The following is a 25,480-nucleotide window of genomic DNA, read 5'->3' as shown; positions in this document are numbered from 1 at the left end:
GGGCCGTACTCGAACTTTTCCTGCTGGAATGCCGTTTCGAGGATGGGAGAGGCGTAATGGGTTACCCCAGGCATCGTCCGCGCCGGCTGCGGTCCACGCCGGCGATGCGTCGACTGGTGGCTCAAACCTCTTTGGAGCCACGGCATCTGGTGCTGCCGATGTTCGTCGCCGACGGGATCGATGAGCCGCGCCCGATCTCCTCGATGCCCGGCGTGGTGCAGCACACCAGGGATTCGTTGCGCCAGGCGGCCGCCGATGCGGTGGCGGCCGGCGTGGGTGGTCTGATGCTGTTCGGAGTGCCCCGTGACGAGGACAAGGATCCGACCGGTGCCGTCGGCGTCGATCCGGGCGGCATCCTCAACGTGGCGTTGCGGGACCTGGCCAAGGATCTGGGTGACGCGACCGTCCTGATGGCCGACACCTGCCTGGACGAGTTCACCGACCACGGGCACTGTGGCGTGCTCGATGCCGCGGGTCGGGTCGATAATGACGCGACCAACCTGCGCTATGTGGAACTTGCGGTGGCACAAGCGGAATCGGGTGCACACGTGGTGGGCCCCAGCGGAATGATGGACGGTCAGGTGGCCGCCATCCGCGACGGTCTCGATGCGGCCGGGCACGCCGATGTGGCCATCCTGGCCTATGCGGCCAAGTTCGCCTCGGCGTTCTACGGCCCGTTCCGCGAAGCGGTGTCGTCCAGCCTGGTCGGGGATCGGCGTACCTACCAACAGGATCCGGGCAATATCCGCGAAGCCGTGCACGAGGTCGAACTCGACATCGACGAGGGCGCCGACATCGTGATGGTCAAGCCGGCGATGAGTTACCTGGATGTGGTGCGCGCCGCCGCTGACATTTCACCGGTACCCGTTGCCGCATACCAGATTTCGGGGGAGTACTCGATGATCTGCGCCGCTGCGGCCAACGGCTGGATCGACCTGCAGGCCGCTGCACTGGAGTCGTTGACCGGAATCCGGCGAGCCGGGGCCGACATCGTGCTGACCTATTGGGCGGCCGACGTGGCCGGCTGGCTCGCGTGACCGATCCGGGGACCGAACAGGAACCGAGCCCGACCGGTCGTCCCGACGACGTCGACACCGGATTCTGGCTGTGGACTGCCGCACTGGTGCTGATGGTGGTCGGGTATCTGATCGACGCGTTGACCGGATCCGGCACTGGTGTGCAACGGTCCATGACGGTCGTCTTCTCGGTGATGTTCGTGGTGGTGCTGTCGTCGATCGTGGTGGCCTTCCTGATGCTGATGCGGCAGGGATATCGCTGGGCCCGCACGCTGTTGACCAGTGGGGGAATCGTCTCGGTACTGCACGCGATCAGCAGCCTGTTGACCGGCGAACGCCAGGATGCGGCGGCGATGGGATACGCGGTCACCGCGATCGTGGGGTCGGTGCTGATCGCGGGTGGCCTGTACCTGCTGCACCGCAAGGACGCCGACGGCTTCTTCACCCGCTGATTTCGCTACGCTTCCCGACAATGTCTTCGCCGTCATCGCACTCCTCCCCGTCGCGCCGCGCGACCATCGGATTCGGCTGCTGGTTGGTCGGCTCGGTGTTGTTGATCGCCGGCGGCATGCTCGCGGTTTCGGCGAGCATCCCGCCCGGCGTGAACACGATGTTGTACCGGGGGATCGGAGCACTCACCGTGCTGGCGGGCCTCGGTATGGCTTTCCTGGCGGGCCGCAGCCGCTCAGATGATCGCCACCGGCGCGCGGCGGTGGCATTGTCGCTGGCTATCGTGGTCCTGGTGCTGTTGACCGGCCTCAACGTTCTCGTGCTGGTCGCGCTGCTCCCGCTCATCGTGGGAACCGGCGTGAGCGCGCTGCCATTGCGGAGGGGTGACCATGGAGAGTGAACCGGTGAACAAGGTTGCCTCTGAAGTGCTGTTCTACGAGCAGGGCGCCAGTTGGGGCTGGCTCCTGCTCGGACCGTTCGCCGGGATCGGCATGGCGATTCTGCAGATGACCGGCGGCTACGGTCAGGACCTGTGGATCCCGATCGTGTTCCTGGTGTTGGTGTCGGTGTTCGTCGCCATTCAGATCAAGGCGGCGCGCATCCACACCTCGGTCGAGTTGACCGCCCAAACGCTGCGCCAGGGCGCCGAGACGATTCAGCTCGACGAGATCGTGTCGATATACCCGGAGGCATCGGGCTCGGAGTCGCCGAAATGGCAGTCCGACCGTGCCCTCGGCGAGCTCAGCGGGGTGCCGCGCGGCCGGACCGGTATCGGGCTGAAGCTCACCGGTAACCGCGGGGCCCAGGCCTGGGCGCGCAAGCACCGGAAGCTGCGTGAGGCGCTGACCCCGCTGGTCGAGGAGCGCATGCCGTGAAACGCCGGGCCGTGCTGGAGTTCGTGGTGGCTGCCGTTGCCGCGGTGGGTTGTGTGCTGAGCTGGATCGCGGCGTCGACCACGATCCAGGTGGCGCCCGTGCTCGACGGTGAGCCCCCGACCACCGCGATCAGCTATTCGGCGCCGATGCTGGTGCTGGCCTTGGTGCTCGCCGGTCTGGCGGGCGTACTGACCGTGTTGGGTATCGCGCGGTTGCGTCGCTGACCCGTGACCGATTGGCAGCCTGTCACGCGCGGTGAATCCGGCGCCGGGGTGTTCCGGAACGCGGACGGTTCCCGGTACGCGAAGGTGGTCGACGTCGCGGCGGTGGCCGATCTGGTTGCGGAGCGGGACCGGGTGTCGTGGGCGCATGGTCGCGGGCTGCCGGTGCCTGCGGTCATCGATTGGGGTAGGACCGAGGACGGCGGCGCCGTCCTGGTCACCAGTGCCGTCGGCGGCATCGCAGCCGATCGGCTCACGGAAACGGCACTGCGGACGGCCTGGCCCTCGATCGTGGCGGCGGTCCGCACCCTGCACGGCATCGCGCCCGCCGAATGTCCCTTCCGCCGCGATCTCGACGACATGCTGTCCCGGGCCCGCTCGGTGGTCGCCGCGGGCGCGGTCGCCCCGGAGTTCCTGCGCGACGAGGACCGGGACGTCCCAGCCGGTGAACTGCTGGCCCGCGTCGAACGCGAGACCGAACTGCGCCGCCGGCAGGAGGCCGACGATCAGGTGGTGTGCCATGGCGATCTGTGCCTGCCGAACATCCTGATCGACCCCGACCGGTTCATTGTCGAGGGTTTCGTCGACCTTGGCCGCCTGGGCCTGGCGGATCGTCACGCCGACCTGGCGCTGCTGTTGGCCAACACTGCCGACACCTTCCCCGGTTTCGCCGAGGCAGCCGCGGCGGGACTGGCCTCGGGCTACCCGGCAGAGGTGGATCCGGAGCGGCTGCGGTTCTATCTCGCGCTCGATCCACTGACCTGGGGATGAGTACCCAAGGCGCGGTTCAGGAATCGAGCCAGGCCAACTCATCGGACAAGTGCGCGCGCCAGAACTCCTGATCGTGTCCGCCGGGGTAGAAGCCGGTGGCCGGGGTCCTCGGCAGTTGGTTGACGAACATTCGGGTCGCTGCGTAGAACCCGTCGCCGGTGCCGCAGTCGATGCGTAGCGGGATCGACCCCAGCGCCGGTAGCAGTCTCAGCGCCGAGTTCTGCTGCCAGTCTTCGAGGCTGTCGAAGGCGTCGGGTGGCGCGCCCCAGTACGTCAGGTACAGCGCCGGGCTGATCGCGCAGACCGCCGCGGTGCGCGCCGCGCCCAGTCTGGCGCCCAACAGCATGGCGCCGTAGCCGCCCATCGACCAGCCCATGAAGGCCACTCGCGAGGTGTCGATGCCCTTGGTACCCAACATCGGGATCAGTTCGTTGAGCACCATTGCCCCGGAGTCCCCACCAGAGGCTCGACGGCGCCAGAACGAGTTGCCGCCATCGACACTGACCACTGCGAACGGCGGTCGGCCGGCCGCGGTCAGCCGGCCCAGCGCCTCCGGAATGCCCAGGTCCATCACGCCGGCGGCGTCGTTGTCCATCCCGTGCAGGGCGATCACCGGACGCAGTGGGCCGTGCTGGCCCGGCGGGCGGGCGATGATCCAGTTGGTTTCGACTCCGCCGCGGGCCGCGGAGGTGAACGTCCCCGATTCGCGGGTCGGTAACGGGCTGCCCGCGGGGGCCGTCTGGTTGGGGCCCGGAGATGCGCGGGGCGTCGGCGGATCGAGCAGGCTGCCCAATGCCATCAGTCCCGCGACACCCGCGCCGGTGACACCTAGACGCAGCGCGTCACGGCGGGTCAGCGAGGTCACCTGCGCATCATTCCAACCATGGGTCTCAGCAGATGACACGGTCCGGCCACAGCGCGATAACGCCGCCCACCCGGTTCGGTGAGCCCGATCACAGAGCACTTGGTACAAAGTTCACAATCTGTAACACTGTGTCCATGACGGAATTGGCCGAGCAGCCCCAGCAGACCGACGCCCTGCCTCTCGGGCCGCAATCACTGGTCTGGAAGTACTTCGGCGACAACCGGATGTACCTGATCGGTCCCCGGCCGGCCGTTCTGCAGAACATGCTGGCCGAACTGGGCCAGGGCGTGCTCGACCATTCGACGTTCTTCTCCGACACCGCCGAGCGGCTCAAGCGCACCATCCCGCCGATCTTCCGCACCGTGTACGGCACCGAGGATGAGAACGCCGGCACCCAGGTCCGCGACTTCCACCACCACGTCAAGGGCGATATGCCGGACGGGTCCCGTTACCACGCACTGGATCCCGACACGTACTTCTGGGCGCATGCGACGTTCGTCGAGCAGGTTCTCTACTTCGCCGACACCTTCGTCAAACGGCTCAGCGACGCCGAGAAGGAACAGATCTATCTGGAGTCCAAGACCTGGTACCGCCGCTACGGCGTCAGCGACCGGCCGATGCCGGCCACCTACGCCGAATTCGAGCAGTACTGGGACCGGATGATGAACGAGGTGGCGGTCCCGCACAAATCTGCCCGCTACGGCGTCGGCTATGTCACCAAGGGCTTTCCCTGCCCGAAGGGGGTGCACCCGGCCGCGTGGCGCGTGGTGGCCACGGTGTTCGACCCGGTCGCGGCATTCCTGACCGCGGGGGGCCTGCCGCCGCGCGCCCGTGACCTGCTCGACCTGCCGTGGAGCGAGCGTCAGGAACGCAATTATCAGCGGTTCGCCGCCGTCTGGCGGACCCGCCCGGTGAACTGGGTGTGGGACCATCTACCGATGAGCGTGCGCTACAACAAATTTGCGCAAAAGGGCTATGCCCAGGTTTGATTCGTCGCCCGCGACGGGAGCCGATTCGTCGCCCGCGACGGGCCCTGATTCGTCGCCCACGACGGGCCCTGATTCGTCGCCCGCGACGGTGGCAATCCTGGACGCGGCCCTCGTCGAGTTCGAGCGGCACGGCCTGCGCCGGGTCGCGCTCGACGATGTCGCGCGGCGGGCCGGGGTCAGCCGCACCACGATCTACCGCCGATTCGCCAATCGTGACGAATTGGTGGCGGCGGTGATCGAGCGGGAGAACGTCGCGCTGTTCGCGGACATCGCCAACGAGTTGAAAGATGCCGGGCCGCAATCGAATTATTATGTCGAGGCGTTCACGCTCTCGATTCTGCGGTTCCGGCGCCACCATGTGCTCAACCAGTTGATCGCCGATGAGCCGGCTCTGGTCATGGAGCTGCTGCACACCCACTACGGTGCGGCGATCGAACGGATGGCCGCGGCGCTCAAGGTGATCTTCCCGGCCGGGTTCGCCGACCGGATCGGTGCGCAGGCGGTCAACGACCTGGCCGACACCATCCTGCGTTACGCCGGGATGGTCCTGTTGCTGCCCAGCGTCGAGCCGCTCGATACGGCCGAGGACATCCGGGCGTTCGCCACCCGCCATTTCCTGCCAAGTCTGCCGGTGTCGCTGCGCACCGTTTCAGCCTGATCGACGACCAAGTCGGGGGCGCCGAAGTGTTTGGTAGCTCACATTTTCGGGCAGCCGGTACGGATGACCACCAACAAGCCCCCGCCCATCAGTGAAGAGAACCGCAAGGAAGCCGAGCGCGTCATGAGCTCCTATGACGACTCCCGCCCCACCGTCACGCTGCCGGGCAGCCACGGCACGGTGTCCGGCACCGCCGTCAACGACTGGGTCGATGACGACGGCAACCCCATCTACGGCCAGCCCGAAAGCAAGAAGTAACCACCAACCTGCGCCGTCGCCGGTTGTGCCATGCCTACTGTGGCGATGTGACTGTTAACTCGCTGGACCGGATCGCCCCTGCCTTCGTGACGATGGCCCATCAGATCGTGTGGGCCTCGGTGGCCACCGTCGACGCCGACGGTCAACCCCGCACCCGCATCCTGCACCCGATCTGGGAGTGGGACGGCACCGATCTGTTCGGTTGGGTCGCCACCGTGCCCACTCCGGTTAAACGCGCGCACCTGGCAGTGCATCCGCACGTCTCGGTCAGCTACTGGACCACCAACCACGACACCTGTGCAGCGGACTGCCTGGTGGAGTGGTACACCGACGACGAGACCTGCACGCAGGTGTGGGACCGTTTCGCGAACGGACCGGCGCCGGTGGGGTATGACCCGCACATCATCCCGCAGTGGAGCGACGGGCCGTCGTCGGATCAGTTCGCCGCGTGGCGATTGACTCCTTACCGGCTGCGGGTGATGCCGGGCACGGTCATGACTGCGGGTTCCGGTGAGGTGCTGAACTGGCGGGCGTGACGCCGGTATCTCGCGTGCCCGTATTTCGCGCGATCGGATGCAATGGCCACCGCTGCCGGTCGGCGTCATGGCCGGTGTGCCACGACACGACAGCTGCGGCGACCTCGCGGACATCGTCGTCGGTGTTGATTACCGCACAGCTGGCCGCGAGTTCGGGCAACCCGTTGACCAGGCACTCATAGCCGATTCGGTGCGTCAGGCCACGGGTCCATCGCAGCGCGATCGCCCGGCGGCCAGGAGGTAGCCGCCGGGCGTCGCAGATCAACAGGACCCGACGCGCCCCCACCGTGAGGGCGGTCGCGGTCGCCAACTCGCACGCTTCGTTCTCACAGGCGCGTAATCGCCTGTGCCACGCGATGGTTCGGCGCCCGCCGAACCGGGATCGCACCGAACGCCCGTCGAAAATGGTGATCACCGACTCGATCGAGTCGATTTCGGCTGCGCTCAGCAGCGGTGCGGGCGAACCGGTGGTGTGCCAAGGTGCCCGGATCGGCACCCGGGCACACGGCGGATGTGCGTGTTTGACCGCGATGGCGGCGCGCCTCAGCGAGGCGGTGACAGAGCCGGAGAGGTCGGTCAGCCAACCGAGCATCAGTACCTGCGGGCCGGCGGCCTCTCGATCCGCCACTGCAATTCCACCCGCCGATCTCAGTCCCGTCGCAAATTTTCATGCTGCTGTCCGCCATTTTTTTGCACAAATGATCCGCCCCGATAAATAAATTAAGGATCCGATTGGATCGGAGCGTCGAATGCCCTGATTCAATATGCAAATTCAACGGGAATCAATTTCCGTGCCACCCGGGTGGGAACCGTTCACCCGGGTGCTCCGGCGGCATGTAACCGTGAAAAAATGCACTCTAGGCCGCTAAACGCGGTCGGGGCGCTTCCTTCTTGGAACGATCTCCCCGGACTCGGCGGCCTTGTCACGTTTTGCTGCTCGCCGTTCCTTGATGGTCATCGCCGGTTTTTTGGGCGTGCGACCTTGGGATTTATCAGCCATCGTTGCTCCTTTTACTCGCAAACAATCACTGAGCCCGACCATACATCAGAAAAAATTAAAAGCCAGTCGGCGGTTTTCGACCGTCGACACCATTGAGCCACCGCTATGCGGGCCGGTGCCTGACCTTCGGGGTGGGGTCGTCGTGGCCGAGGTGCAGACCGGGAGCCAACATCGCCACCCGGTGCCGGTAGTCGCGGTACTGATCACCCAGGTTGTCCACCAGGTCGCGCTCTTCGAGTTGGATCGCCACCAGGATGTAGGCGGTGCTGACCGCCGCGAACAACAGATGGCCCGCGGTCATCGTCGGGATGGCCCAGAACGCGATGATGAACCCGGCCATGATCGGGTGCCGGATCACCCGGTAGAACATCACCGTCTGGAACCCGAGTTCGCTGTACGGCCGGCCGCGCCAGTTCAGCCACACCTGCCGTAACCCGAACAGGTCGAAGTGGTTGATCATGAACGTCGAGGCGAACACCGTGGCCCAGCCCAGCCAGAACAGCGCCCACAGAATCACCCGGCCCGCAGTGGATTCCACGTCCCACACGATCGCGGGCATGGTGCGCCACTGCCAGTACAAGAGGAGCAGTGCCAGGCTGGAGAGCAACACGTACGTGCTGCGTTCGATGACTTGCGGGACGATCCGCGTCCATCGGTCCTTGAACCACGGACGGGCCATCACGCTGTGCTGGATGGCGAACACCGACAGCAGCAACAGGTTGACGAGTACGGCCTCGGCGGTGGGGGCGGCGATGCCGGAATCGACCGTGCGCGGCACCACGAAATTGCCGATGAACCCGATCGCGTAGAGGAACGACACCACGAAGAGGAGATAGCTCGCGATGCCGTAGCCGATGATGAGTAGGCGCTTCATGGTGACCTCCTGCCACCGATGGGACAGATGCCGCGCCCTGCTGCCTACCGCAGTAGTGGCCTATTCACGGTAGACCTTGTATCCCCAGGTGAACAGGGGTTTACGGCAGTGTCCGCGCCTACTCTCGCCGGTCTGTCTAGGCGGAACGCTCCGCCTTGGCGGCCTCGCGCGCCAGCATGCGGTCGCGCTGCTCCTCGAACCTGAGGACCTGCTTCTGCAGATCCTCCAGGTAGGTGGCGAGTTGCTCGCGGCGCTTCTCGCCGACTGCGCTCACGTCGTTGCGCTCGAAGATCCGCCATTTCTTGACGTTGGGCATCACCACCTCTTCGAGGTGTTGGCGCAGGTCATAGATGCCGTGCTTGGCCATGATCACGCTGTTGCGGCGCCAGTTGGGCATTCCCCGCCCGGGCATCCGGAACCCTTCGATGATGGCGCACACCGCCTCCATCGCCTGGTCGGGTGAGAGGTCGAAACCGGCGGAGAACACGTTGCGGTAGAACACCATGTGCAGGTTCTCGTCGGTCGCGACGCGCTGCAGCATCGACTCGGCCAGAGGGTCGTCGCAAATCTTGCCGGTGTTGCGGTGGCTGACGCGGGTCGCGAGTTCCTGCAGGGTGGCATAAGCCGCGATCATCAGCGGGCCAGGTTCGTGAATCTCGCGTTCTTCCTCGTCGGGGTCGTAGCCGTTGCGCATGTGTTCCATGCGCATGCGCTCCAGGGCGACGGGGTCCACTCCACGGGTGACGACGAGGTAGTCGCGGATGACGATGCCGTGGCGGTTCTCTTCGGCGGTCCACTGGTTGACCCAATGGCCCCAGGCCCGGTCGAGTGAGAAGTGATTCGCCGCGCCGCGGTGGTAGGACGGCAGGTTGTCCTCGGTGAGCAGATTGGTGATCATCGCGACCTTGGCGACTTCGGACAGGCCCGACTGCTCCGGTGCCCAGTCTTCACCGCCCAGCGCCGCGAAGTTGCGGCCGAGGTCCCACGGAACGTAGTCGTGCGGATGCCACTCCTTGGCGACCTTCAGATGGTGATTGAGGCCTTCTTCGGCAACCGGCTCAAGTTCCTTGAGGATCTCGTCGTCGGTCAAATTTCTCTGCACAGAGTCCCTCCAGTTTTGGCCCCGTCGTCGCGCAGGTACGAATGTTGTTCGTCGCGCAATCGGGCCGGCAGTGTTGCCGAGCTTCGATCTCGGTCGATCCCAGCGACGCGTGAATGCACCCGTATGGGGTGCGGGCTCGACATCGACAGGCTGTCCCGCCCGTTGCACCGGCTCCCCCATTTCGGTGGCGGGACTCCGATACCTTAGCTGGCGGAGCCGATACCACAACTTGTAGCTCGCCGGGGAAGACGAGCTACATCGGCAATCGAGCAGCCAACTTCGGGTTCGACCCGTCTCGACGGTGGCGGTTCGTGGACGAAAGTGAGTTCTCCCACTGTTTGCTTTTGCCGACCGCGGCGAACCGGATCAGATCCGGCGCAGCAGCACGGCCTGTTCGACCGGCACGCGTTCGAAGAGCCGCCGCACCCGGCCCTTCACATGCTCGGCGGCCTCGGCTTTCGTCACCACCCGCGGATCGGTGAGTCGGATGGTCTTGCCGTGCCGGCGCATCTGCGCGCCGCCGGCTGCGGTGATGTTCTTGAGCCAGTCGCGGTTGGGTCCGTAGGTGAGCAGGATCGCGACGCCTCCGTCGGCGGGGAACACCGACAGCGGGGTGCGGTAGCGGGTGCCGGACTTGCGGCCGACGTGTTCGAGGATGCCGTAGAGGGGTGCCCATCCGGCCCAGAGCTTCTGGATGGGGTTGGTGACGTACCGGTTGAGCCGCGCCAGCCATTGCGGGAGTTGCATGGCCCCATTGAATCTTGGCCGTGACGGCGGTCACAACCTACTGTGGTTGGATTTCGGTCGGTTGCGTCCGCGTCCTTGTGGGCGGCCTCGGCTCTCAGCCGGCGCGTCTGAGTAACAGCGTGTGCTCGACACCCACGCGTGCCATCAGTTGGCGCCACGGCGCCCGCAAATGTGGCAGCGCCTGGGTGGTCGGCACGATTCGGGGCTGATCGACGGCGAAGGTGCGTCCCTGCAATTTCACTCGGCCGCCGCCCGCGTGCTGCAGGTTTTTCACCCAATCCCGTTGTCGCCCATAGGGCAGGAGCACCGCCACCCCGTCGTCGGTGCTGAACGCCGTGACCGGTGTGCGGTAGATGGTGCCGCTGCGCCGCCCGGTGTGCTCGATGATCGACCAGATCGGCAGGTAGCCCGATATGGGCCGGAAGATCCGGTTGGTGACGCGTCGATTGAACCGAGCGCGGCGGTCTGAGAATCGCACCATCAGATCATCTTGCCGCGATCTTGCCGCGCCGGGCCGAATGAGCCGAGACTGAATCCATGGCCTATCTCAAACCGCCGTGGTTCGTCCGGAAGGTGTTCAACCGAGTCGCCATGGCGACCGGCGTGGGGCACAGCGAGACGCTCACCGTGACCCGGCGGACCAACAAGCAGCCGCAGCAGATTCCGGTGGTCGTCCCTGTCGTCGACGGGGTCAGGTACCTGGTGTCGACCCGCGGGGAGTCGGACTGGGTGCGCAATGTGCGGGCCGATCCCAAGGTGCGGCTCGGATCCGCGGAGTATCTCGCGACTGAGGTTCCGGTGCCGCAGCGGGCGCCGGTGATCGCCGCCTACCGCCCGCTGGCGGGGAAGGTGGTGGAGGGTTACTTCCGCGATCTGCCCGACGACGCCGATCACCCGGTGTTCGCGCTGACGCCGGCGGGGTGATCGCGTCCACTACACCCTGTAGTTGACCGATTTGCACCGGCTGGGACACTGGTGGTCATGCGTGTTGACGAACCGCACATCCAGCGATCGGCCCAGCTGTTCGCCGATGCCTGCGCGGTGATCCCTGGGGGAGTGAACTCCCCGGTCCGGGCCTTCAACTCGGTCGGCGGCACCCCGCGGTTCATCACCTCGGCCAAGGGCTACTGGCTGACCGATGCCGATGACAATCGGTACGTCGACCTGGTCTGTTCGTGGGGCCCGGCGTTGCTCGGCCACGCCCACCCGGCGGTCGTGGAGGCCGTGCAGAAGGTGGCGGTCGACGGGCTGAGCTTCGGCGCCCCGACCCCGTCGGAGACCGAACTGGCCGCTGAGATCATCGACCGGGTCGCCCCGGTCGAGCGGCTGCGGCTGGTCAACTCGGGCACCGAGGCCACCATGAGCGCGATCCGGCTGGCCCGCGGTTACACCGGCCGCGCCAAGATCATCAAGTTCTCGGGCTGCTATCACGGGCACAGCGACGCGCTGCTGGCCGACGCCGGTTCGGGCGTCGCCACTCTGGGCCTGCCGTCCTCGCCAGGTGTCACCGGTGCGGCCGCCGCCGACACCATCGTGCTGCCGTACAACAACGTTGCCGCGCTCGAAGAGGTCTTCGGCCGGTTCGGCGACGAGATCGCTTGTGTCATCACCGAAGCCAGCCCCGGCAACATGGGCACGGTGCCGCCGCTGCCCGGGTTCAACGCGGCGCTGCGCCGGATCACCGCGGCGCACGGCGCGCTGCTGATCCTGGATGAGGTGATGACGGGTTTCCGGGTGAGCCGCGCCGGTTGGTACGGACTCGATCCCGTCGACGCCGACCTGTTCACGTTCGGGAAGGTGATGAGCGGCGGCCTGCCTGCCGCGGCGTTCGGCGGCAGCGCCGAGGTGATGGGCAGGCTGGCCCCGCTGGGGCCCGTCTACCAGGCCGGAACTCTGTCCGGTAACCCGGTTGCGATGGCCGCGGGCCTGGCCACGTTGCGCCACGCCGACGACGCCGCTTACGCCCGGGTGGACGCCAATGCCGACCGGTTGGCCGGTCTGCTCACCGGGGCTCTCACCCATGCCGGTGTGGTCCATCGCGTGCAGCGCGCGGGCAACATGCTCAGCGTGTTCTTCACCGACGAGCCGGTCGACGACTTCGCCGCGGCCAAGGCGACCGAAACCTGGCGTTTCCCACCGTTTTTCCACGCACTGTTGGAGGCTGGGGTGTACCCGCCCTGTAGCGCATTCGAAACCTGGTTCGTGTCAAGCATTTTGGATGACGAGGCGTTCGAGCGCATCGCAGACGCGCTGCCCGGCGCGGCCCGTGCCGCCGCGGAGGCCCGCCCGTGACGAACCGAGCTGTGCCGGTACGAACCACAGTGCACGTGATGCGGCACGGCGAGGTGTTCAACCCCGAGAAGGTGCTCTACGGCCGGCTGCCCGGCTACCACCTGTCCGAGCGTGGGCAGGCCCAGGCCCGGGCTGCCGCGGACTGGTTGGCCGGCAAGGACATCGTCTACGTCGTGGCCTCCCCGCTGGAGCGTGCGCAGGAGACGGCCGCGCCGATCGCCGAGAGTCACGGCCTGGCGATCGACACCGACGACGAGCTCATCGAGTCGTGGAACATGTTCGAGGGGGAGCGGGTGGCCCCGGGCGACGGCGCGCTGCGCGACCCGAGGAACTGGCCGAAGTTGCGTAACCCGGCCAAACCGTCCTGGGGCGAGCCCTATGCCGAGATCGCGCCGCGGATGATGGCGGCCATGCACCGGGCCCGCGAGAAGGCGGCCGGGCACGAGGCGGTCTGTGTCAGCCATCAGCTCCCGGTGGAGACGCTGCGCCGGGCGATGACCGGTCGCAAGTTGGCGCATCTGCCGTTGCCGCACAGCCGGCTGTGCGATCTGTCCTCGATCACGTCGTTCACCTTCGATGACGACAAACTGATCCGATGGGGCTACACGGAGCCCTGGGGAATCTGAATGAGGTCGTTGGTCGCCCGGGTGAGTGCGGCGGTGCTGGCGGGGCTGGTGCTGCTCACCGGCTGCTCGACGGGTGACGACGCGGTGGCCCAGGGCGGCACGTTCGAGTTCGTCGCACCGGGTGGCAAGACCGACATCTACTACGACCCGCCCGAAAAGCGGGGCACCCCAGGAAAATTGAGCGGTCCGGAACTGACCGACCCGAGCAAGACCCTCTCGCTGGAAGATTTCGCCGGCAAGGTCGTGGTGATCAACGTGTGGGGCCAGTGGTGTGGGCCATGCCGGGCCGAGATCGGCCAGTTGCAGCAGGTATATGAGGAGACGCGCCACCTCGGCGTTCAGTTCCTGGGCATCGACGTACGGGACAACAATCGAGACGCCGCAGTCGATTTCGTCACCGACCGCAAGGTCACCTTCCCGTCCATCTACGACCCGGCGATGCGCACCATGCTCGCCTTCGGCGGTAAGTACCCGACCACGGTGATCCCGTCGACGGTCGTGCTGGACCGTCAGCACCGTGTGGCGGCGGTATTCCTGCGTGAACTGCTGGCCGACGATCTGCGACCGGTCGTCGAGCGGTTGGCTGCCGAAGGACAGCAGCCATGACGGGATTCGCCGAGATCGCCGCCGCCGGGCCGGTGCTGCTGGCCCTCGGGATCAGCGTGCTGGCCGGATTGGTGTCGTTCGCTTCGCCGTGCGTGGTGCCGCTGGTGCCCGGCTATCTCTCGTATCTGGCCGCGGTGGTCGGGGTGCAGGAGGGTCCGGTGGCGACCGAGGCCGGGGCTACCCGGCAGGCCACCAGGACCGCGCGACTGCGGGTGGCCGGCGCGGCCGCGTTGTTCGTGGCGGGCTTCACCGTGGTGTTCCTGCTCGGCGCCGTGGCCGTCCTGGGGATGACCACCACGCTGATCGCCAATCAGGTTCTGCTGCAACGCATCGGCGGTGTCGTCACGATCCTGATGGGCCTGGTGTTCGTCGGCTTCGTGCCGGCGCTGCAGCGTCAGGCCCGGTTCGCCCCGCGGCAGTGGTCCACGATGGCCGGCGCACCGCTTTTGGGCGCGGTGTTCGCGCTGGGCTGGACCCCGTGCCTGGGCCCGACGCTGACCGGTGTGATCGCAGTGGCCTCGGCCACCGACGGCGCGACCGTGGCGCGCGGGGTGGTGCTGGTGCTGGCGTACTGCCTGGGACTGGGTATCCCGTTCGTACTGCTGGCCCTGGGTTCGGCGCGGGCCGTGACGGGCTTGGGCTGGCTGCGCCGGCACACCCGCACCATCCAGATCTTCGGCGGCGTGCTGCTGATCCTGGTGGGCACGGCCTTGGTGACCGGCCTGTGGAACGAATTCGTATCGTGGGTGCGCGACGCCTTCGTCAGTGATGTGAGGCTGCCGATCTGATGGTTACTTCCGACTCGCGAACAGACCCGCAGGTACCCGAGACTCAGCGGCCCGGGGTGTTTTCGCGTCTGCTCGCGCTGGTTCGGAACACCTGGCGCACCCTGACGTCGATGGGCACGGCGCTGGTGCTGCTGTTCCTGCTGGCCCTCGGGGCGATCCCGGGTGCGCTGTTACCGCAACGCAGCCTCAACGAATCCAAGGTCGACGAATACCTGGCAGCCCATCCCACCCTGGGGCCGTGGTTGGACCGGGTGCAGGCCTTCGATGTGTTCTCCAGCTTCTGGTTCACCTCGATCTACGTGTTGCTGTTCATCTCCCTGGTGGGTTGCCTGACACCGCGGATGATCGAGCATTTCCGGAGCATGCGTGCGGTACCCGTGCCTGCACCGCGCAACCTGGGCCGGCTCCCCAAACACCAGGCCGAGCAGCTGACGGGCGACGCCGACGAGATCGCCACAACGATGACGCGGCGGCTCAAGGGCTGGCGCACCGTCACCCGCAAACAAGAGGACGAGATCACTGAAATTTCAGCAGAGAAGGGCTACCTGCGCGAGTTCGGCAACATCGTCTTCCACTTCTCGCTGCTGGGTCTGCTGGCGGCGGTCGCCGCGGGGAAGCTGTTCGGCTACGAGGGCAACGTCATCGTGATCGCCGACAGCGGGCCTGGATTCTGCACCGCCTCGCCGGCTGCCTTCGACTCGTTCCGGGCGGGCAACACGGTCGACGGCACGTCACTGAGCCCGGTCTGCCTGCGGGTCAACAGCTTCGACGCCGACTATCTGCCCACCGGGCAGGCGTTGTCGTTCGCCGCCGATATCGACTACCAGTCCGGCGATGATCTGGCCGCGAACACCTGGCGGCCCTACCGTCTTGAGGTCAACCATCCGCTGCGTATCGGCGGCGACCGGGTGTATCTGCAGGGCCACGGGTATGCGCCGTCGTTCACCGTGACGTTCCCCGACGGGCAGCAACGCAGCCAGACCATCCAGTGGCGCCCCGAAGAACAGACAACCCTGCTGTCCTCGGGCGTCGTGCGCATCGACCCGCCCGCCGGTACGTATCCCGACGCCGAGGAACGGCGCAAACACCAGATCGCGATCCAGGGACTGTTCGCGCCCACCAAGCAACTCGAGGGCACGCTGCTCTCGTCGAGTTACCCCGCGCTCAACGATCCGGCGGTGGCCATCGACATCTATCGTGGCGACACCGGCCTCGACACCGGGCGGCCGCAGTCGTTGTTCTCCCTCGACCCCCGGTTGATCGATCGCAAGCAGCTGACCAAGGCGGCCCGCGTCAACCTGGTGCAAGGCCAGGACACCCGGCTCGATGACGGCACCAAGGTCCGCTTCGACGGTGCGGTCCCGTTCGTCAATCTGCAGGTCTCGCACGACCCGGCCCAGGTGTGGGTGCTGGTGTTCGCGATGTCCATGATGGCCGGGTTGCTGGTGTCGTTGGTGGTGCGTCGACGCCGTATCTGGGTTCGGATCCAAGCTGCTCCAGCAGGTACGGTGAACGTCGAGCTGGGCGGGCTGGCCCGTACCGACAACTCCGGCTGGGGCGATGAGTTCGAGAAGCTGACGGAGCGGTTGTTGGAGGGCTACGAGCAGCCGGCGGCAGGAGAGAAGGCGGAGCAGTGAATACCGAGCACATCGATATCGGGCTTGCCAGGTACTCCGACTGGGCGTTCACGTCGTCGGTCGTGGTCCTGGTCGGGGCGCTGATCCTGCTCGCCGTCGAACTTGCCTACAGTCGCGGCCGCAAAGTCGAAAGCCGTGAACTGGTCGGCGCGACCGTCGGTGCCGACAGTGTCACTCCCGGCGTCGTCGCCGAGGAACCCCGGCGCCCGTTCGACGAGCGGGTCGGCAAGACCGGGCTGGCGCTCACCTACGTCGGCATCGGCATGTTGTTCGTCTGCATCGTGTTGCGCGGCCTGGCCACGTCGCGGGTGCCGTGGGGCAACATGTACGAGTTCATCAACCTGACCAGCTTTTGCGGCCTGATCGCCGCCGCGGTCGTGCTGCGCAAGCCGCAGTACCGCGTGCTGTGGGTGTTCGTCCTGGTTCCGGTGCTGATCCTGCTGACGGTGTCGGGTCGCTGGCTGTACTCCAACGCCGCGCCTGTGATGCCTGCGCTGCAGTCCTACTGGCTGCCCATCCACGTGTCCGTGGTGAGCCTCGGCTCCGGGGTGTTCCTGGTCGCCGGTGTGGCCAGCATCCTGTTCCTGCTGAAGATGTCACCGCTGGGCGAGCCCGGGCGGGAAGGCGCCGTCGCGCGGATCATCGATCGGCTGCCCGACGCGCAGACGCTGGACCGTATTGCCTACCGCACCACGATCTTCGCGTTCCCGATCTTCGGTTTCGGGGTGATCTTCGGTGCGATCTGGGCCGAGGAGGCCTGGGGTCGGTACTGGGGTTGGGATCCCAAGGAGACGGTGTCGTTCATCGCCTGGGTGGTGTACGCGGCCTATCTGCATGCGCGCTCGACCGCGGGTTGGCGGGACCGCAAGTCGGCCTGGATCAACGTGGTGGGTTTCGTCGCGATGGTGTTCAACCTGTTCTTCATCAACCTGGTGACCGTGGGTCTGCATTCGTATGCGGGGGTTGGCTAGGCACCGTCCGGTTGGTGAGATGACCGTGCGGAAGCGTGTGGAAAAGAGGGGAATTCGTGTCCGAGCCAGTGTCTGAGTCAGTGTCGGAGCCGGTGTCCGAGCCGTCCGAAGCGCAGGATCCCGCACCGCAGGACATCAGCGAACCATCGACAGACGCGCCGGCAGACGAGCCTGCTTCGGTCGATCCGGACACCCCGCCTGCCGCCGACCCACCGCCGGCCGCCCCGATCGCCCCGGCCCCGGCCGTCGCCCCGGCCCCGGCCGTCGCCCCGGCCCCGGCCGTCGCCCCGGCCCCGGCCGTCGCGCCGGCTCCGGTGTCGGAGCCCCCGCTGGTCCCGTCGGTGTTCGCCCCGATACCCGGATTCCGCGGTCAGCAGCGGTTCAGCAATCCCTCCGAGCCCGGCGTCTCCACGCCGCTGCCCGCCGAGTGGACCGCCCCGACACCGCCGCACGGTGTCCCGGTGATCACGGCACCGCCAGTGCCCGGAAGTTTCGACGGAGCACCTGCCGGAGTTTTCGCGGGCCCGGCCGGACGCCCCGGCGTGCCCGGACAGCCAGTGCCCGGACATCCGCTGGCACCTGGACATCCCGTCGTCCCTGGGCGACCCGCCGCTGGAGTTGATGCGCGGCCCGCCGCGGGGTCTTTTGAGCGGCCCGCCGCGGGGTCTATTGAGCGGCCCGCCGCTGCTGACTTCGCCACGCCCTACCGCGACCTCTCCACCGATGCCCTGCTGGGCCAGCGCAAGAACCCGCCGACCTCGGGCTGGCGCAAGGCCCTCTATGTCGCGTCGTTCAAGCAGGTCAACGTCGGCGAGAGCCCGAAGACCACGCACCACAACAACCTGATCGGCGAGGTCAGCCAGCCATTGCAGGGTTGCTACCGGATCGCGCTGATGTCCCTCAAGGGCGGCGTGGGCAAGACCACGATCACCGCGACGTTGGGTGCCACGTTCGCGTCGATCCGCGGTGACCGGGTGGTGGCGGTCGACGCCAACCCCGACCGGGGCACGCTGAGCCAGAAGGTGCCGCTGGAGACCGCGGCGACGGTGCGGCACCTGCTGCGCGACGCCGAAGGCATCGAGCGCTACAGCGACGTGCGGGCGTACACCTCGCAGGGGCCGAGCCGGCTGGAGGTGCTCGCTTCCGAAAGCGATCCGGCAGTCTCGGAGGCGTTCAGCTCGGACGACTATCTGCGCGCGCTGGAGGTGTTGGAGCGGTTCTACAGCCTGGTGCTCACCGACTGCGGGACGGGCTTGATGCACTCGGCGATGTCGGCCGTGCTGTCCAAGGCCGACGTGCTGGTGGTGATCAGCTCGGGTTCGGTGGACGGGGCTCGTAGCGCGTCGGCGACGTTGGACTGGCTCGACGCTCACGGGCATCAGGATCTGGTGCGCAACTCCATCGCGGTCATCAACGCGGTGCGTCCGCGCTCGGGCAAGGTGGACCTGTCCAAGGTGGTGGACCACTTCTCGCGGCGTTGCCGTGCGGTGCGACTGGTGCCGTTCGACCCGCATCTGGAAGAGGGCGCCGAGATCAGCCTGGAACGGCTCAAGCCCGGCACCCGTGAGGCGCTCATCGAGCTGGCTGCGGTGGTGGCGTCGGACTTCGCCGGGGCACGTCGCTCAGCGAATCGCGCGCCCGACCCGCGCTAGTTGCGGGGGTTGTCGCCGTGCCCGAGGCGACGCAGAAATTCCGGATCGTCGTCGGGGCCGATCACCCGGGTTTTGGGTCGACTGCCAGAGACCCGCGCCAGCCGCCAGCCGAGATACACCAGGCTTGCCGCGACGATGAGCAGGAGTAGATATGCCACTCGAAACCTCCTTTATCCGAATATACGCGTCGTCGGTAGGCTCGGAGCGTGTCAGGAAGTGGTTCGACCTCCCGGATGGTCACCGATGTCGTGGTTTACCTCGTTGCCCGGCTGGTGCTGGTCGCTGTGCTGGCTGCGGCGATCTATGGGGTGGGGCAGTTGGTCGTAGCGAATTTCCCGGTCGTGGTGGCGCTGCTGTTCGCCATCGTGATCGCGCTGCCGTTGGGGATCTGGCTGTTCCGGCCGTTACGTGAGCGGGCGACGGCCTCCATCGCCCTGGTCGACGAGCGGCGACGCAAGGACCGTGAGCAGTTGCAGGCCCGGCTGCGTGGCGACGAGCCGCCGAAATCCGCATAGGCAGACCTTTTTCCAGAACGTGATCCGGTGCGCTCGCGCTACCGGATGAAGGCCGACCCCTTTTCCTGGTCCAGGTAGGTTTCGGACTTGTTCTTGAGGAAGAGCACGTATACCGCCAGCGAGATGGCGATACACGCCGTCACGTAGGCGATGAACCACGGTACGTGGCCGCCTTCCTTGAGGGCCTGGTAGATCACCGGTGCGGTCCCGCCGAACATCGAATTCGCCAGTGCGTAGCCGATTCCCACGCCGAGGGCGCGCACGTGTGCGGGGAACAACTCGGATTTCACGAGCGCGTTGATCGAGGTGTAGCCGGTCAGGATCACATAGCCGACGGCCACCAGCAGGAACGACAACACCGGCGAATGTGTCTGGGGCAGATACGTGAACAGAATGTAGGTGTAGATCACCCCGCCGACGCCGAAGAACACCAGCAGCGGTTTGCGGCCGACCTTGTCGCTGATCATTCCGCCGACGGGTTGGATCGCCATCAGGAAGATCAGCCCGACCAGGTTCACCCAGGTCGCCGTCATCGCCTGGTCCTTGTAGGTGGTCTTCACGATGGCAGGAGCGTTGACGCTGTAGGCGTAGAACGCCAGCGTGCCGCCCATGGTGATCAGGAAGCACAGCAGCAGAGGCTTTGCGTAGCGGGTGAGCAGTTCGGAGAGCGACCCTGCGCTCTTGTCCTTGCCTTCCCGGATGGCTTCGAGTTGTTCCTCCGACAGCGATTCGTCCATCGTTCGCCGCAGCCAGAACACCACGATCGCGGCCACGCCGCCGATGGCAAAGCCGATGCGCCAACCGAATTCGTGGACCTGCTCGGTGCTGAAGGAGGTCAGGATGATCAGCAGGGTGAACTGCGCCAGCACGTGACCGCCCACCAAGGTCACGTACTGGAACGACGAGAAGAAGCCGCGCCGCTCCCGGGTGGCGGCCTCGGACATGTAGGTCGCCGAGGTGCCGTACTCGCCGCCGGTCGCGAAGCCCTGCACCAGCCGGCACAGGATGAGAATGACCGGCGCTGCGACACCGATGGTTTCGCGCGACGGCACGAGTGCGATCACCAGCGAGCACAGGGCCATCAGCGAGACGCTGACGGTCAGTGCGGCGCGCCGGCCACGCCGGTCGGCGAAGCGGCCGAAGAACCATGAACCGATCGGGCGGGTGAGGAACGTGACAGCGAAGATCGCGTAGACGTAGACGGTGGCGTTCTTGTCGGCCTTGTCGAAGAACTGCGCTTCGAAGTAGGTGGCGAACACCGTGTAGACGTAGACGTCGTACCACTCGACGAGGTTTCCCGACGACCCCCGGATGGTGTTCCAGATGGCGCGCCGGGTCTCGGCGCGGCCCGAAGGTGCGGGCTGATGCGCCTCGGTCGAAGTGGTCATGCGCATCCCCCAGGGTGATTGGCGTGGCAGGCCGACGGCCACGTTAGTGCTTTTCTGCCGAGCAGACGCGCCGGTACCCCAAATCCGTCGTTGCGGGGTGCTTTGGCGTCTGCTCGCCGGAGAAAACGGGCGGTCGCGGAACGGAAAAGTCAGCCGGCCAGCGCGGGATAGTGCAGGCGCCACAACACCTGACGCACCAAGTGCTCAGGATGCTTGCGGATGTCATCCACGACTGCCGGGATTGTCGTCCAGCCGCACTCCTGCAAGCGCGCTGTCTTGATCCGGTCGTGGGTGAAGGCGGCTGGATTGGCATGCCATTCGATGCTGTCGTATTCGGCGGCGAGTTTGGCTTGCGGCCAGGCGAAGTCGACTCGCCACTTCTGGCCACTTCGGTCGGTGATCTCGTACTGTAGTTCCGGGGTCGGTACCGCCCAATCGATGAAGACCAGACGCATCTCGCTCTCCATCGGGGATTCGGCGCGCGCGTCGGTGTGCGGCAGGAGATCGCGCACCGCGACGATGCCACGACGCCCACGCTGTTCGGCCGCCGCAGCGTCCAGCTCCGCGGCGGTACATGTGTTGCTGCGAAGCGCGGCGTCGAGCGTGGCAAGCGCTCTTGGCCTGCGAAGCGTGCGGGCAACCTCGATCGCCGTCCACGCGGGGGCCGTGGCGAGCCGCCCAGAAACTCGCCGCAATGGCGCACCGAGTCGTTGGTGCACCATGACATGTGAATCGGGCCGGATCCGGACACCGGGATCGAGAATGTGGATGCGGTCGTCGTTCTCAGTGTCGAAGCCGTACATCCCGGCTGCCGTACTCATACAAGCCACCACCGGGTTCGCGTTCAGCAGGTCGAGAGCGGCGAGTCGATCGAGAACTTCCGGTGACCGCGGTGCGTACACACCGCGGCGCACCCGAACAATCGCGCCCGCCCGCGTGAGGGAGGCCACCATCTTGCGGCTGATCACGGTGGTCAGTTGCGCGGTGGTGGCCACTCCGCCGTTGGCGGCGAAGATCTCGTCGATCGACACGTTTCGATCGTGGCGATGCACTCTCCAACGCAGAAGATGCAATTTGCGATCTGTGGATAACTCCCCAATTCCCCTCGCCGAGCAGACGCGGAGGTACCCGAAAACAGTCTCTGGAGGGTGCTTTCGCGTCTGTTCGCGGGTGAGCTTCAGCCCAGGAACAGAGCCAGGGACACCGCGATCGCCCACACCAGCATGGTCAGCCCGGTGTCGCGCAGCACCGGGATCAGCTGGGCGCCCGTGCTGCCGTCACGCACCGGCCGTAATCCCCGCATCGCAGGCACTGCGGCGAGCAGGCCCACCGCGCACCACGGCGTGGCGAGCATCAGCACCAGGGGGAGCACCAGGGCCACCGCGACCAGCAGTTGATAGAGCAGCCGGGTACGCGCATCGCCGAGTCGCACCGCGAGGGTGATCTTGCCGGACTCGGTGTCGGTGGGGATGTCGCGCAGGTTGTTGGCCACCAGCACCGCCGACGACAGCGAGCCCATGGCCACCGCCGCCACCAGCCCGACCCAGTCGACCCGCAGGGCCTGTGTGTACTGCGTGCCCAGCACCGCCACCAGCCCGAAGAAGATGAACACCGCCACCTCGCCCAGGCCGAGGTAGCCGTAGGGCTTCTTGCCGCCGGTGTAGAGCCAGGCGCCGGCGATGCAGACCGCGCCGACCGCGATCAGCCACGGCGCGCTGAACGCCGCCAGCACCAGCCCGGCCACCGCACCGACCGCCAGGCTCACCACGGCCGCGGTCAGGACGGACCGCGGCGAGGCCAGCTTGGAACCCACCAGCCGCAACGGGCCGGACCGCACGTCGTCGGTGCCGCGGATGCCGTCGGAGTAGTCGTTGGCGTAGTTGACGCCGATGATCAGCGCGAGCGATACGGCCAGTGCCAGCAACGCTTTCCACCACACTGCCGAACCCGTCCAGGCGGCGGCGCCGGTACCGGCGAGCACCGGGGCGACGGCGTTGGGCAGGGTGCGGGGACGAGCGCCCTCGATCCATTGCGCGAAACTGGCCACGACGGCCATCGTATGAGCTGGCCGGGTGCGTCGCCGCCCCGACTCTTACACTGAGCGTCATGAAGGAGCAGCTCAGCAAGACCGAGATCGGCAAGGACGTGCTGCAGGAATCCGTGGAGGCCGTGGCCTCGACGGTCGGGCAGGTCACCTCGATCATCACCACGGCCGTCAAGGACGTCGCGACGGTCATCGGCGGCCTGGCCACCGATGTCTTCGAGATCGCCGACGGCGCCCGCAAGGCCAACGAGGATTTCGACGACGACTTCGACGACGAGGACTTCGAGGCCCCCACGGCCCAGGACGACGTCGACGTCGTGGCGGACGCCGTGACCCCCGACAACAAGGGCGAATAACGCTGCATGCTCGGCGTCATCGGCGGTAGTGGGTTCTATTCGTTCTTCGGGCCGGAGGCCCGCACCGTCACCGTGGACACCCCGTACGGTGCGCCGAGTGCACCGATCACGGTCGGCTCGGTGGGCGGGCACGAGGTGGCGTTCCTGCCCAGGCACGGGGTCGACCACGAGTACTCGCCGCACACGGTTCCGTACCGAGCCAACATGTGGGCGCTTCGCGCGTTGGGGGTGCGACGTGTCTTCGGTCCGTGCGCGGTGGGCAGCCTGACCGCGGAGTTGGGCCCCGGTTCGATCGTGGTGCCCGATCAGTTGGTGGACCGCACCCGCGCCCGTGCTGACACGTACTTCGATTCCGGCGGGATCCACGTCGGCTTCGCCGACCCGTATTGCCCGGCGTTGCGGTCCATTGCGGCCGGGCTTCCCGGGGTGGTCGACGGGGGCACCATGGTGGTGATCCAGGGCCCGCGGTTCTCCACCAGGGCGGAGAGTCGGTGGTTCGCCGATCAGGGCTTCACCCTGGTCAACATGACCGGCTACCCCGAGGCCGTGCTGGCCCGTGAACTTGAGATGTGTTATGCGGCAATCGCTTTGGTGACCGATCTGGATGCGGGAATCGAGGCGGGTTCAGGGGTGACGACGGTGGACGTCTTCGCCGAATTCGAGCGCAACCTGGTGCCGTTCAAGAAGCTGGTGCACGAAGCGCTGGAGGGCGTCGATGCCGAGCGCGCCTGCACGCACTGCTTGGCCCACGACGGGGTGAAGCTGCCGTTCGAGCTGCCGTGACGGCCTGAGATCGGACCCCCTCTTGACACCCGTCAAGTCGGGGTGCCAATACTGACGGGGTGAAACCCGCGATCTGTGAGCAGTTCGGTATCGACTTTCCGCTCTTCGCCTTCAGTCACTGCCGTGACGTGGTGGCCGCGGTGACCAACGCCGGGGGCTTCGGCGTGCTGGGCGCCACGGCCTACACCCCCGAGCAGCTGGACCAGGAGCTGTCCTGGATCGACGAGCAGGTCGGCGGAAAGCCGTATGGCGCCGACATCATCGTGCCGGCGAAGTTCGAGGGCAAGGGCGAGAAACTGTCGCGGGGACAGCTCACCGACCGCATTCCCGCCGAGTACCGCGAGTTCGTTGCGCAGCTGCTGGCCGATCACGGTATCGAGCCCGAGGCCAAGCAGCGCTTCGGCGGATCCTCGTTGTCCGGTGACACGGGCCGGGAGTTGCTGGATGTCGCGATGAGCCATCCGATCAAGCTGATCGCGAACGCGCTCGGGGTGCCGCCGGACTACATGATCGAGGCCGGCCGCGAGCGCGGGGTCCCGGTGGCCGCGCTGGTGGGTGCCCGCGAGCACGCCCTCAAGCAGGTGCAGGCGGGCGTGGATCTGATTGTCGCGCAGGGCACCGAGGCCGGCGGGCACTGCGGTGAGGTCAGCACGCTGGTGCTCGTCCCCGAGGTGCTGGAGACGCTGGAGCAGGCGGGCAGTGACATCCCGGTGCTGGCGGCCGGCGGCATCGTGACGGGCAGGCAGATGGCCGCGGCCGTGGCGATGGGTGCCGCCGGTGCGTGGACGGGGTCGGTGTGGCTGACCACCGAGGAGGCCGAGACCGCGCCGCACACCGTGCAGAAGATGCTCGACGCGACCTCGCGGGACACCGTGCGCTCGACCGGGCGGACCGGCAAGCCCGCCCGTCAGCTCAAGTCGGAGTGGACCGACGCCTGGCAGCCGAATGCCGGTGGCCACCAGACTCTTCCGCTACCGCTGCAGAACATGTTGGCCGAGCCGATCATCCGGCGCGTGGATGTGCTTGCCGCCCAGGGGCATCCGGGCGCACAGGCGCTGGCCACCTATTTCGTCGGGCAGGGCGTGGGCTTGATGAACAAGGTCAAGCCGGCCCGCGAGGTGGTCCGCGATTTCATCGAGGACTACCTGGCTGCCACCGAGCGGTTGAGCAACTCACTGCCGGACTGAGCCGGCCGGATTGAGCCCGGCCGGCTGCTGCGCCTGCGTCAGTGCCAGTCCCAGACCGACATGTCGTTGGGTGGGTAGTTCTGGCAGACGTCGGTGGTGTTGGCCGCGACGCCCTTGTTGTTGAAGAACAGCTTGGCCCAGTTCGGCCAGCGCCAGGACATGTTCTCGAAGAAGGCGTTGGTGGCCATGTTCTCGGAGTACTGGCGGCGGCCGGCGTAGTCCATGGAGAAGAACCAGTGGATGCGCTCCTGGGCGCCTTGCTGGTCGGCGACG

34 protein-coding genes are annotated in these 25,480 nt (G+C 66.8%); 22 read left to right on the top strand and 12 right to left on the bottom strand.

Features of this window, described 5'->3' with window-relative positions; genetic code table 11:
• Positions 1-56: 56 nt before the first annotated feature.
• Genes hemB through AC4ELS_RS12995 form a run of 6 tightly spaced genes read left to right on the top strand, consistent with a single transcriptional unit; the run spans position 57 to position 3,333 of the window.
• Positions 57-1,037, top strand: coding sequence for a porphobilinogen synthase (gene hemB, locus AC4ELS_RS13020; RefSeq protein ID WP_498885884.1), 981 nt, complete (start codon positions 57-59; stop codon positions 1,035-1,037).
• A complete protein-coding gene (locus tag AC4ELS_RS13015; RefSeq protein WP_064882281.1) occupies positions 1,034-1,468 on the top strand; it encodes a hypothetical protein in 435 nt (144 codons plus the stop codon). The genes hemB and AC4ELS_RS13015 overlap by 4 nt, the downstream gene beginning before the upstream one ends.
• 20 nt (positions 1,469-1,488) lie before the next feature.
• On the top strand, positions 1,489-1,866 hold the full coding sequence (locus AC4ELS_RS13010) for a hypothetical protein (RefSeq protein ID WP_498885882.1): 378 nt from the start codon (positions 1,489-1,491) through the stop codon (positions 1,864-1,866).
• Positions 1,856-2,341: a transport-regulating membrane protein Mce1N gene (gene mce1N, locus AC4ELS_RS13005; RefSeq protein WP_499047669.1), complete on the top strand. Its 486-nt coding sequence runs from the start codon at positions 1,856-1,858 to the stop codon at positions 2,339-2,341. The genes AC4ELS_RS13010 and mce1N overlap by 11 nt, the downstream gene beginning before the upstream one ends.
• The gene (locus AC4ELS_RS13000) at positions 2,338-2,565 is read left to right on the top strand and encodes a hypothetical protein (protein ID WP_064882288.1); all 228 of its coding nucleotides are present in this window, start codon (positions 2,338-2,340) and stop codon (positions 2,563-2,565) included. The genes mce1N and AC4ELS_RS13000 overlap by 4 nt, the downstream gene beginning before the upstream one ends.
• A 3-nt stretch (positions 2,566-2,568) precedes the next feature.
• Positions 2,569-3,333, top strand: a complete 765-nt coding sequence (locus AC4ELS_RS12995) for an APH(3'') family aminoglycoside O-phosphotransferase (RefSeq protein ID WP_499047667.1) — start codon at positions 2,569-2,571, stop codon at positions 3,331-3,333.
• Between the two features lie 16 nt (positions 3,334-3,349).
• On the opposite strand, the gene AC4ELS_RS12990 is transcribed toward AC4ELS_RS12995, so the two are convergent.
• The gene (locus tag AC4ELS_RS12990; RefSeq protein ID WP_082941665.1) at positions 3,350-4,198 is read right to left on the bottom strand and encodes an alpha/beta hydrolase; all 849 of its coding nucleotides are present in this window, start codon (positions 4,196-4,198) and stop codon (positions 3,350-3,352) included.
• A 134-nt stretch (positions 4,199-4,332) separates the two neighbouring features.
• Here AC4ELS_RS12990 and AC4ELS_RS12985 point away from each other — a divergent pair, with 134 nt between their 5' ends.
• The 4 genes from AC4ELS_RS12985 (at position 4,333) to AC4ELS_RS12970 (ending at position 6,639) form a co-directional block, all read left to right on the top strand.
• A complete protein-coding gene (locus tag AC4ELS_RS12985) occupies positions 4,333-5,187 on the top strand; it encodes an oxygenase MpaB family protein (RefSeq protein WP_064882294.1) in 855 nt (284 codons plus the stop codon).
• 88 nt (positions 5,188-5,275) lie between these two features.
• Positions 5,276-5,845 carry a TetR/AcrR family transcriptional regulator gene (locus AC4ELS_RS12980; RefSeq protein ID WP_064882296.1) on the top strand — a complete coding sequence of 190 codons (570 nt, stop codon included), beginning with the start codon at positions 5,276-5,278 and terminating at the stop codon, positions 5,843-5,845.
• Between the two features lie 63 nt (positions 5,846-5,908).
• Positions 5,909-6,103: a hypothetical protein gene (locus AC4ELS_RS12975; protein ID WP_064882298.1), complete on the top strand. Its 195-nt coding sequence runs from the start codon at positions 5,909-5,911 to the stop codon at positions 6,101-6,103.
• A 92-nt stretch (positions 6,104-6,195) separates the two neighbouring features.
• Positions 6,196-6,639, top strand: coding sequence for a pyridoxamine 5'-phosphate oxidase family protein (locus tag AC4ELS_RS12970; RefSeq protein WP_498886217.1), 444 nt, complete (start codon positions 6,196-6,198; stop codon positions 6,637-6,639).
• On the opposite strand, the gene AC4ELS_RS12965 is transcribed toward AC4ELS_RS12970, so the two are convergent.
• The 6 genes from AC4ELS_RS12965 to AC4ELS_RS12940 form a co-directional block, all read right to left on the bottom strand.
• Positions 6,596-7,267 carry a hypothetical protein gene (locus tag AC4ELS_RS12965; RefSeq protein WP_499047664.1) on the bottom strand — a complete coding sequence of 224 codons (672 nt, stop codon included), beginning with the start codon at positions 7,265-7,267 and terminating at the stop codon, positions 6,596-6,598. The genes AC4ELS_RS12970 and AC4ELS_RS12965 overlap by 44 nt on opposite strands.
• A gap of 237 nt (positions 7,268-7,504) precedes the next feature.
• Entirely contained in the window at positions 7,505-7,639 is a 135-nt protein-coding gene (locus AC4ELS_RS12960) for a hypothetical protein (protein WP_269085843.1), read from the bottom strand.
• Positions 7,640-7,742: 103 nt separating this feature from the next.
• Positions 7,743-8,513 (bottom strand): methanethiol S-methyltransferase, encoded by a 771-nt coding sequence (gene mddA, locus AC4ELS_RS12955; RefSeq protein WP_448443777.1) that lies wholly within the window; start codon positions 8,511-8,513, stop codon positions 7,743-7,745.
• Positions 8,514-8,649: 136 nt separating this feature from the next.
• On the bottom strand, positions 8,650-9,615 hold the full coding sequence (locus tag AC4ELS_RS12950; RefSeq protein WP_463791073.1) for an acyl-ACP desaturase: 966 nt from the start codon (positions 9,613-9,615) through the stop codon (positions 8,650-8,652).
• A 366-nt stretch (positions 9,616-9,981) separates the two neighbouring features.
• Entirely contained in the window at positions 9,982-10,362 is a 381-nt protein-coding gene (locus AC4ELS_RS12945; RefSeq protein WP_448443773.1) for a nitroreductase family deazaflavin-dependent oxidoreductase, read from the bottom strand.
• 94 nt (positions 10,363-10,456) lie between these two features.
• Positions 10,457-10,843 (bottom strand): nitroreductase family deazaflavin-dependent oxidoreductase, encoded by a 387-nt coding sequence (locus tag AC4ELS_RS12940; RefSeq protein WP_448443771.1) that lies wholly within the window; start codon positions 10,841-10,843, stop codon positions 10,457-10,459.
• Positions 10,844-10,899: 56 nt separating this feature from the next.
• Here AC4ELS_RS12940 and AC4ELS_RS12935 point away from each other — a divergent pair, with 56 nt between their 5' ends.
• The 8 genes from AC4ELS_RS12935 (at position 10,900) to AC4ELS_RS12900 (ending at position 18,934) form a co-directional block, all read left to right on the top strand.
• On the top strand, positions 10,900-11,286 hold the full coding sequence (locus AC4ELS_RS12935) for a nitroreductase/quinone reductase family protein (protein ID WP_064882308.1): 387 nt from the start codon (positions 10,900-10,902) through the stop codon (positions 11,284-11,286).
• 57 nt (positions 11,287-11,343) lie between these two features.
• The gene (gene hemL / locus AC4ELS_RS12930; protein ID WP_448443767.1) at positions 11,344-12,654 is read left to right on the top strand and encodes a glutamate-1-semialdehyde 2,1-aminomutase; all 1,311 of its coding nucleotides are present in this window, start codon (positions 11,344-11,346) and stop codon (positions 12,652-12,654) included.
• A gap of 38 nt (positions 12,655-12,692) precedes the next feature.
• Positions 12,693-13,280 carry a histidine phosphatase family protein gene (locus AC4ELS_RS12925; protein ID WP_064882312.1) on the top strand — a complete coding sequence of 196 codons (588 nt, stop codon included), beginning with the start codon at positions 12,693-12,695 and terminating at the stop codon, positions 13,278-13,280.
• Positions 13,281-13,886 (top strand): TlpA family protein disulfide reductase, encoded by a 606-nt coding sequence (locus tag AC4ELS_RS12920; protein ID WP_448443765.1) that lies wholly within the window; start codon positions 13,281-13,283, stop codon positions 13,884-13,886.
• A complete protein-coding gene (locus AC4ELS_RS12915; protein WP_064882317.1) occupies positions 13,883-14,674 on the top strand; it encodes a cytochrome c biogenesis CcdA family protein in 792 nt (263 codons plus the stop codon). The genes AC4ELS_RS12920 and AC4ELS_RS12915 overlap by 4 nt, the downstream gene beginning before the upstream one ends.
• Positions 14,675-14,784: 110 nt before the next feature.
• On the top strand, positions 14,785-16,311 hold the full coding sequence (resB, locus tag AC4ELS_RS12910; RefSeq protein ID WP_498886214.1) for a cytochrome c biogenesis protein ResB: 1,527 nt from the start codon (positions 14,785-14,787) through the stop codon (positions 16,309-16,311).
• Positions 16,308-17,282, top strand: a complete 975-nt coding sequence (gene ccsB / locus AC4ELS_RS12905; RefSeq protein WP_499047661.1) for a c-type cytochrome biogenesis protein CcsB — start codon at positions 16,308-16,310, stop codon at positions 17,280-17,282. Before resB ends, ccsB begins: the two co-directional genes overlap by 4 nt.
• Before the next feature lie 329 nt (positions 17,283-17,611).
• The gene (locus AC4ELS_RS12900; RefSeq protein WP_413784940.1) at positions 17,612-18,934 is read left to right on the top strand and encodes a MinD/ParA family ATP-binding protein; all 1,323 of its coding nucleotides are present in this window, start codon (positions 17,612-17,614) and stop codon (positions 18,932-18,934) included.
• Here the strand turns inward: AC4ELS_RS12900 and AC4ELS_RS12895 are convergent.
• Positions 18,931-19,092, bottom strand: coding sequence for a hypothetical protein (locus AC4ELS_RS12895; RefSeq protein ID WP_165609112.1), 162 nt, complete (start codon positions 19,090-19,092; stop codon positions 18,931-18,933). The genes AC4ELS_RS12900 and AC4ELS_RS12895 overlap by 4 nt on opposite strands.
• 75 nt (positions 19,093-19,167) lie before the next feature.
• Here AC4ELS_RS12895 and AC4ELS_RS12890 point away from each other — a divergent pair, with 75 nt between their 5' ends.
• Positions 19,168-19,449: a DUF4229 domain-containing protein gene (locus AC4ELS_RS12890; RefSeq protein ID WP_064886629.1), complete on the top strand. Its 282-nt coding sequence runs from the start codon at positions 19,168-19,170 to the stop codon at positions 19,447-19,449.
• Positions 19,450-19,487: 38 nt separating this feature from the next.
• On the opposite strand, the gene AC4ELS_RS12885 is transcribed toward AC4ELS_RS12890, so the two are convergent.
• The 3 genes from AC4ELS_RS12885 to AC4ELS_RS12875 all read right to left on the bottom strand — a co-directional run bounded on the left by AC4ELS_RS12885 (position 19,488) and on the right by AC4ELS_RS12875 (position 22,884).
• Positions 19,488-20,837, bottom strand: a complete 1,350-nt coding sequence (locus AC4ELS_RS12885; protein WP_064886634.1) for an MFS transporter — start codon at positions 20,835-20,837, stop codon at positions 19,488-19,490.
• A gap of 149 nt (positions 20,838-20,986) precedes the next feature.
• Positions 20,987-21,868: a type IV toxin-antitoxin system AbiEi family antitoxin gene (locus AC4ELS_RS12880; RefSeq protein WP_499047658.1), complete on the bottom strand. Its 882-nt coding sequence runs from the start codon at positions 21,866-21,868 to the stop codon at positions 20,987-20,989.
• A gap of 146 nt (positions 21,869-22,014) precedes the next feature.
• Positions 22,015-22,884 (bottom strand): 1,4-dihydroxy-2-naphthoate polyprenyltransferase, encoded by an 870-nt coding sequence (locus AC4ELS_RS12875; RefSeq protein ID WP_499047656.1) that lies wholly within the window; start codon positions 22,882-22,884, stop codon positions 22,015-22,017.
• 59 nt (positions 22,885-22,943) lie between these two features.
• Here AC4ELS_RS12875 and AC4ELS_RS12870 point away from each other — a divergent pair, with 59 nt between their 5' ends.
• The 3 genes from AC4ELS_RS12870 to AC4ELS_RS12860 are packed head-to-tail and all read left to right on the top strand — an operon-like array spanning position 22,944 to position 25,207.
• Entirely contained in the window at positions 22,944-23,237 is a 294-nt protein-coding gene (locus tag AC4ELS_RS12870; RefSeq protein WP_064886630.1) for a hypothetical protein, read from the top strand.
• A gap of 6 nt (positions 23,238-23,243) precedes the next feature.
• The gene (locus AC4ELS_RS12865) at positions 23,244-24,020 is read left to right on the top strand and encodes an S-methyl-5'-thioadenosine phosphorylase (protein WP_499047654.1); all 777 of its coding nucleotides are present in this window, start codon (positions 23,244-23,246) and stop codon (positions 24,018-24,020) included.
• Positions 24,021-24,079: 59 nt separating this feature from the next.
• On the top strand, positions 24,080-25,207 hold the full coding sequence (locus AC4ELS_RS12860; protein WP_064886632.1) for a nitronate monooxygenase: 1,128 nt from the start codon (positions 24,080-24,082) through the stop codon (positions 25,205-25,207).
• A 38-nt stretch (positions 25,208-25,245) separates the two neighbouring features.
• On the opposite strand, the gene AC4ELS_RS12855 is transcribed toward AC4ELS_RS12860, so the two are convergent.
• Positions 25,246-25,480: DUF5078 domain-containing protein (locus AC4ELS_RS12855; protein WP_499047652.1), on the bottom strand; the 235-nt coding region annotated here is incomplete at its 5' end.

The organism is Mycobacterium shunyiense (assembly GCF_058270035.1).
Note: the sequence above shows the minus strand (reverse complement) of the source record. Positions and strands in the feature narration are given on the sequence as shown.